At 31.6% G+C, this 7,316-nt stretch carries 7 protein-coding genes; 3 read left to right on the plus strand and 4 right to left on the minus strand.

The features are described from left to right. Positions 1–154: 154 nt before the first annotated feature. From F7B34_RS03525 to F7B34_RS03540, 4 genes are read right to left on the minus strand one after another with little or no spacing between them, the layout of a single operon-like run. On the minus strand, positions 155–643 hold the full coding sequence (locus tag F7B34_RS03525) for a DUF2115 domain-containing protein (RefSeq protein ID WP_292460418.1): 489 nt from the start codon (positions 641–643) through the stop codon (positions 155–157). Positions 644–657: 14 nt separating this feature from the next. Continuing rightward, the gene (locus F7B34_RS03530) at positions 658–1,221 is read right to left on the minus strand and encodes a TIGR00267 family protein (protein ID WP_394355311.1); all 564 of its coding nucleotides are present in this window, start codon (positions 1,219–1,221) and stop codon (positions 658–660) included. Between the two features lie 5 nt (positions 1,222–1,226). Beyond that, positions 1,227–1,454 carry a KEOPS complex subunit Pcc1 gene (locus F7B34_RS03535; RefSeq protein ID WP_292460420.1) on the minus strand — a complete coding sequence of 76 codons (228 nt, stop codon included), beginning with the start codon at positions 1,452–1,454 and terminating at the stop codon, positions 1,227–1,229. 37 nt (positions 1,455–1,491) lie between these two features. Continuing rightward, positions 1,492–2,424 (minus strand): hypothetical protein, encoded by a 933-nt coding sequence (locus tag F7B34_RS03540; RefSeq protein WP_292460421.1) that lies wholly within the window; start codon positions 2,422–2,424, stop codon positions 1,492–1,494. 237 nt (positions 2,425–2,661) lie between these two features. On the opposite strand from F7B34_RS03540, the gene F7B34_RS03545 reads away from it, so the two are divergent. The 3 genes from F7B34_RS03545 (at position 2,662) to pyrC (ending at position 7,080) form a co-directional block, all read left to right on the plus strand. Continuing rightward, on the plus strand, positions 2,662–3,900 hold the full coding sequence (locus tag F7B34_RS03545) for a methanogenesis marker 15 protein (protein ID WP_292460422.1): 1,239 nt from the start codon (positions 2,662–2,664) through the stop codon (positions 3,898–3,900). Between the two features lie 110 nt (positions 3,901–4,010). Beyond that, a complete protein-coding gene (locus F7B34_RS03550) occupies positions 4,011–5,681 on the plus strand; it encodes a glutamate--tRNA ligase (protein ID WP_292460423.1) in 1,671 nt (556 codons plus the stop codon). 127 nt (positions 5,682–5,808) lie between these two features. Beyond that, positions 5,809–7,080 (plus strand): dihydroorotase, encoded by a 1,272-nt coding sequence (gene pyrC / locus F7B34_RS03555; protein ID WP_292460425.1) that lies wholly within the window; start codon positions 5,809–5,811, stop codon positions 7,078–7,080. Positions 7,081–7,316 lie beyond the last annotated feature (236 nt).

Genomic DNA, 7,316 nt, shown 5'->3' on the forward strand with positions numbered 1-7,316 from the left:
GCCATCTTTCCTTGATTTCTCTAATCAAAGCATAACACTTATATATCTGGTAGAAAAACTCCTATAATATCCTCATTCTCCATCATGATAAATGTTTATATATTTGTGAATATATAACCATCATCAACTGATATAGGCAGATGAGCGAAAATTATTAAATTTCTTCAATTCCTTTACATATACAAAATTCACATAATGAATACTCATTTTCCTGCCTGTTTTTTACTGGACAGTAGTATATTCCATTTTTTTCAACAATATGCTTTCCTCCGGGAAATCTTATTCCAACGGGATGAAGGGGTTTTTTAGCAATAAAAACTAAATAGGGAACTACAATACTCGCCAGTTTAATAAATGAGTCTTCTCCTTTAATACCACATTTAAAGCGGTTTATCCTATCATATAATTTATTTAATATATTTTCATCAATTTCAAAATCTTCCAATTCATCTTCATTCTTTTTTCGCACTTCATTCAATGTATTTATAAAATACATAATTTGCCCTTTAAGATAGGTTTCTTTATAATCCTTCGGTAGATACTGCATATCTTTTTCTAAAAATATCCTAACATTCATTAAATCATGAATACTGAATTTAAATGCGTCTTCTTTTAATTTTTTAAGTAATTCTTTATTTTTCATACTGCCACTTTTATTTAAAATATATTCTCAATTGTAAAACTAATTAATGCTACTATAATTCCCCCTACTACCATTTTAAGCCCAGACATTGCTAAATTCTCCTTGGATATTTTACCTATAAACACTCCAAGTCCAAATAATATAACCAATGTAATAATAATTGCAATAATTATTGCCAAATCCTTCCTTAAAAATAAGAATGGAATTACTGGAATAACTGAACCAAATGTTGTAGCTAATCCATCTCCAATACCACTAACTGCTGTTTTATTAAGAGCCTTTTTATAAAATAAAGTGGTTTTTAAGGAACCTTCCTCTTTTAAGAGAACCTTTTCCTGAGATGACCTTATTCCTTCTAAAATTGCCCTTTCTGCTGTTAGTGCCCCAAGTATGTTAGAAATACCATTTGCTACGCCTCCGCCTATTCCTGCGGCAATTATCACAGAAACATCTCCACTACTTGCTCCTATTACAACACCCAACGACGATAAAGAACCATCAATAAGACCCCTTATAATATATCTTTTGTCGAAGTTTTCAAATTCTAAATGAGATATAATATCTTTTAAGCTCACCATATCCCCTATATTTTTTTATATTCCACCAATATTTTAACCATATCATAATTGATAAAATAGTCATCAAGTATATTTTTTAAAGAACCTATTGAATTTGTTTTTATCAACAATTCTAAGCTTTTTATGTTTTTATTGTAGGTGGTTTTTATAATTAACCCGTTTGATACATCATCAACTTTTAAGCTTTTAACTATATTCTCGTTTGCAGGAATTTTCATTTTAAATGTTATCATAGTATCAACGTTGTGTAAATTTATTTTTTATAACTTATTATCTAAATTCTAAATTTAGCCCTCTCTTTTTGAGCTCGATATATACCTCTTTAGGAACCTCAGGACATTTTAACACTTCCATGGCTTTTTCCCTATCCATTAGTCCATATCTTACCATTGCACAAACTCTATTGAACTCAAAGCTAAAACCATGTTTTTTATAGAATTCTCTTAATGCTGGTGCAAGCACTAAACAGTTTGTGGTGTATCCTCCCAAATTTGGATTTTTCCACGGGAGCTCCTTCAACATATTATGCCTATCCTCATCGGTTAATTTATAGCCTGCGAGTAATCTTATCATAATAATATCATCCTTCAACTTCTTAAATGATGAGGTTCCGAATGGGAGTTCATGTCCTGTGACTATTTTATCTATATTTAGTATTTTTGCCATTCTCCAAATATCCCTCATTATAAGTTTAGAACATCTTCTACATGGAGATTCTCCCCTCATAATGGTTTTTTTAAAGAGTTCAGTATAATCTCTATTTAAAACCATCCAATCGACATTTAAATATCTGGTAATATTATAGCAATTTTCAAGAGCTTCTTTTGACATATATTTGTTATCCACCGTAATACATAATGGGTGTATATTGAAATCCTTTATAAGCAAATATAACGCTACAACACTATCCTTTCCACCTGAAAACGCCAATATACAGTCATATTTTTTATTCTGTTTTTTATCTTTATTTTTATCATCATCTTTATTTTTTTTGTTTTGACTCTCTTTTAAGATGGTTTCAATTTCTTTTTTCATTTTTTTAAAGTTTCTGGGGTATTTCATTGAATAATAGCACTCAACACATATATTTTTTCCTTCATATTCTATCATTTTTGAAGTCTCACTCGTATTTAAACATATTTCACATCTTAATTTTTCTAGTCTGCCGATTTCACATTTGCCATTGGATTTTACATATCCCATATTTTATCACAAAATATATACTTTTAAAAAATATTAAAAATATTAAATAATTAATTTTTCTTATACATAACATCATCTATATATAATATATAAATTAAATTAATTTATTAAAATTAAAGAAATAAGATAAATTATAAAATCTAAAACGAAATATTAATGTTATGTCCTTATGCAAATATTTAAAAAGTTATATAGAATATAAAATTTAAAATTTTTATTTTTTATAATGGTGGTATAATGACAGTGAAAATAGCTGAATTGACATGCGGTCCAGAATACAGCGGAGTTCAGGCAGAAATTGAAAAAGCAGCAAAAGATGTTGGTGGGGAAATCGTATTCCCAGAGGTAGATTTGGGATATATAGACATGGTTGATGAACACTTAGGATTTGAAGTAGCCTCTCCAAATTTAAAACTTATGTTTGCAAGAGCTATGTCCATTATTGAGGGGAACACAGATGCAGACGCAGTTTTTATAGCAACATGTTTTAGATGTGCTGAGGGAGCTCTCGTCAGAAATGAAGTAAGGAGATTAATACAGAAAAAAACTGATTTACCCGTTGTTATGTATTCATTCACCGAGAGAACAAAGGCATCAGAATTATCAACAAGAATGGAGGCACTTGCCACAATTGTAGAGAGAAAATCATTACTTGGTAGGAAAAAACAGGAAGGTGTAAGTTTAGGTCTTGATAGTGGTTCTACGACAACAAAAGCAATAATTATGGAGGATAATAAAATCATCGGAAAGGGATGGGTATATACAAAGGATGTGATAGAATCAGCACAAAAAGCTGTTGATGAAGCATTAAAGGAAGCTGGTTTAAAGATGGAGGATATAGAAACAATTGGAACCACAGGATATGGAAGACATACACTTGGAGAGCATTTTAAGGCAGACCTTATTCAGGAGGAATTAACAGTTAATTCAAAAGGTGCTGCATTTTTAGCCAATAAACAAGAAGGAGAGGCTACTGTAATAGATATTGGAGGTATGGATAATAAGGCAATATCCCTAAACAATGCCATACCTGACAACTTCACAATGGGAGGTATCTGTGCAGGTGCAAGTGGTAGGTTCTTTGAGATTACTGCAAGAAGATTGGATGTTTCCATACAGGAGCTTGGGGACTTGGCAGCAGAGGGGAATTGGAGAAATGTTAGGATGAACAGCTACTGTATTGTTTTCGGTATTCAGGATTTAGTCACAGCTCTTGCAGGCGGTGCAGAACCTAAGGATGTAGCGGCGGCGGCGGCTCATTCAGTTGCAGAACAGATTTATGAACAGCAATTGCAGGAGGTAGATGTAAGAGACCCAGTAATACTTGTTGGAGGAAGCAGTCTTTTGAAAGGTATGGTGCTTGCGTTGGAGGAAATATTGGGTAAAAAAATTGTTGTTCCACCATATTCACAGTATATTGGTGCAGTAGGGGCTGCCTTGCTGTCATCAGGATATAAATACTTTAAAAAAAAATAAATAATATAGATAATAGATAATATTAGATAAAATTATAAATGGATAATTTATTAATATTTTAAAATTTAATAATCCTTTATTCTTTTATTTTTAAATTAAAGGGTGAAACATTGAGAGACACTATTTTAAAATATGTTCTTCAAAATTCTATTAAATTCAAGGGAAAAGCAAATCCAAAGGCAGTAATAGGAAAAATATTAGCAGAAAATCCAGATTTAAGAAAGGAAGCAAAAGAGGTTTCCAAAATAGTAGGTGAAATAGCAAAAGAAGTTGAATCAATGCCCTTGAAAGAACAGATGGCAAAGTTGGAAGAAATCGCACCAGAATTTTTAGAGGCAAAAACTACATCAAGAAAAAAAAAGGAGCTCGTATTAAAAAATGTAAAAGATACTGTTGTAATGAGATTTGCACCAAACCCTTCTGGACCCCTTCATCTTGGACATGCAAGAGCAGCAGTTTTAAACGACTACTTTTCAAAAAAATACAATGGAAAATTAATTTTAAGACTTGAAGATACAGACCCAAAAAGAGTTCTTCCAGAAGCTTATGACATGATAAAAGAGGATTTGGAATGGCTTGGAATAAAAATAGATAATGTTGTCATCCAATCCGATAGAATGGATACATACTATGAATATGGAAGAAAATTAATTGAAATGGGACATGCCTATGTTTGTCAGTGCAACCCTGAAAAATTTAGAGAACTCAGGGCAAATGGAATAGCGTGTCAATGTAGGGACTTGGGAGTAGAAAGAAACCTTGAACTTTGGGAAAAGATGTTAAATGGTGAGCTGGAAAATACAGTTGTTAGATTAAAAACAGACATAAAACATAAAAACCCGTCAATAAGAGATTTCCCTATATTCAGAATTGAAAAAACACCACATCCAAGAACTGAAGATAAATACTGCGTATATCCATTGATGAACTTCTCTGTTCCAGTTGATGACCATTTACTCGGCATGACTCATGTATTGAGAGGAAAAGACCATATAGTGAATACAGAAAAGCAGAAGTATATATTTGATTACTTTGGATGGAAAATGCCAGAATATATTCACTATGGTATTTTAAAGATTGAGGGACCTGTTTTAAGCACTTCAAAAATGCACGCGGGTATTTTAGAGGGAAAATATAGGGGATGGGATGACCCAAGATTGGGAACCCTTAGAGCTCTAAAAAGAAGGGGTATAAAACCAGAGGCAATATATAAATTGATGACTGAAATAGGCATAAAGCAGGCAGATGTTAAGTTTTCGTGGGAAAATCTCTACGCCGCAAATAAAGATATAATAGATAAAGATGCAAGAAGGTTTTTCTTTGTGGAAAACCCAAAAAAGGTTGTAATAGAAGGTGCAAAACATAGGGTTTTAAATTTAAGGGCTCATCCTGATAGAGAAGACTTAGGAACAAGGGAGCTTATATTTGATAGAAATATATATGTTTCCGATGATTTAAAAATTGGAAAAATGTACAGATTGATGGAATTATTCAACATAACCATAGATAAAATCGAAAATGGCACAATATATGCAAAATACCATAGTGATGACTTTAAAATAGCAAGGCAGAATAAGGCAAAAATCATACACTGGATTCCAGTAATTGATGCAGTGAAAACAAAGGTAATCGATACAAATGCAAAAGAACACATTGGTTTTGCAGAAAAGGACTTTAGAATAGCAAATATTGATGAAATTGTCCAGTTTGAGAGATTTGGCTTTGTAAGAGTGGATGAAAAGAAGGATGATGAAGTAATATGCTATTTTGCACATAAATAAATAAAATATAATAAAATACATGATGATAAATAATTTTTTTTAATTTTATTTTTTAGATTTTTTATAATTATTTAATATAATTTTTATCTTTTAAAATTTAATATTTTTAAATAATAACGGTGAAAAAATGTTATTAAAAAACTGCAAAATAGTAAAAAACAACAGCATAATCGAAGGAGATATTTTAATTGAAGAGGGCAAAATTAAAAAAATAGGTAAAAATATTATTAATAATGATTGGCAGAAAATCGATTTAAAAGGAAAAATGGTTATAGGAGGAATAATTGATTCCCATGTTCATTTTAGATACGGGCAGCCTGAAAAGGAGGATTTCATCAGTGGAAGTGAAGCTGCCATTAATGGCGGTGTGGCTTATGCCATAGATATGCCAAATAGCAACCCGCCAACAACTACAAAGGAGCTCTTCTATAAAAAATATTATGAGGGGAAAAACCAAAGTAAGATAAATATCGAGTTTAACTTTGGAATTACTGAAAATAATTATCTGGAAACCGTAAAGGATGCAAAATCCTATAAGATTTTTATGGTAAAATCCGTTGGGGACTTATTTATAAGCGACTACTCAAAATTAAAGGACATTTTAAACCAAAATAAACTATTTACAATACATGCTGAACATAAGGATGTAATTGCCGAAAACTTGAAAAAATATGAGCTCACAAACTGGACTAACCACTGTAAAATAAGGGACAAAAGAAGCGAAATTGAGGCAGTGAAGGAAGTTCTAAAAAATTTGGGGGTAATTGATAAATTAAATGATAAAAAACCACATGTCCATTTCTGCCATATATCTACAAAAGAGGGATTAAGTTTAATCACTAATGCAAAAATTAAATTTAAAAATGTTAAAATCACCGTAGAGGTTGCACCACACCATATATTTTTAAATATGGATATGGCTGAGGATTTAAAAGGAATGGGAAAATTTAATCCCCCTCTCAGAACAAAAGAAGACAATAAGGCACTTATAAATGGAATAATAAACAAAGAAATAGATGTAATAGCAACAGACCACGCACCCCATACCTATGAAGAAAAAAATAACCCTGTGAAAAGCTGCCCTTCTGGAATTCCTGGAATTGAAACCCTTGTTCCATTAACCCTTGATTTAGTAAATAAAAAGATAATTAATATATTTGATGTTGTAAGGCTGCTGTCAGAAAATCCATCAAAAATATTCAATATCGACAATGAAATAAGGGAGGGAAATAAAGCAAATCTAACGATTATTGATTTAAATAAGGAATTTACAATAAAAGGCGAGAACTTTAAATCTAAGGCTAAATTTACCCCATTTGAAGGGTGGTGTGTAATGGGAGCTCCGATATATACAATAATAAATGGAAAATTATATATTTCAGATATATACTATATATAATGAAAAATTAATAATTTAAAGTATAGTGAACTACTCCGACCTTACGGACGGAGCTTCCTGCTTCCGACCCGTAGTCTCCACAGGTGTCACTGCACTTCCCAGCCCTAGGCTACCTTTTCTTTTCGGTAGCAATAAATATTGTGAGAATAGTTATATAAATAATTTTCGGCTTTCATCCCCTCCCTTATCTTCGAGCGAAGCGAGGAGATTAAACAAAATGCTTCGCATTTTGTAGC

The organism is Methanothermococcus sp., from assembly GCF_015523155.1.
In the GTDB taxonomy this organism is placed as follows: Archaea; AGJL01; Methanococci; order Methanococcales; family Methanococcaceae; genus Methanofervidicoccus.

Excerpts from the sequence above, each read along its gene's own strand:
- F7B34_RS03540 (WP_292460421.1), bottom strand. The coding sequence starts at position 2,424 with ATGGGATATGTAAAATCCAATGGCAAATGTGAAATCGGCAGACTAGAA.
- F7B34_RS03530 (WP_394355311.1), bottom strand. The coding sequence starts at position 1,221 with ATGGTGAGCTTAAAAGATATTATATCTCATTTAGAATTTGAAAACTTC.
- pyrC (WP_292460425.1), top strand. The coding sequence starts at position 5,809 with ATGTTATTAAAAAACTGCAAAATAGTAAAAAACAACAGCATAATCGAA.
- F7B34_RS03525 (WP_292460418.1), bottom strand. The coding sequence starts at position 643 with ATGAAAAATAAAGAATTACTTAAAAAATTAAAAGAAGACGCATTTAAA.
- F7B34_RS03535 (WP_292460420.1), bottom strand. The coding sequence starts at position 1,454 with ATGATAACATTTAAAATGAAAATTCCTGCAAACGAGAATATAGTTAAA.
- F7B34_RS03545 (WP_292460422.1), top strand. The coding sequence starts at position 2,662 with ATGACAGTGAAAATAGCTGAATTGACATGCGGTCCAGAATACAGCGGA.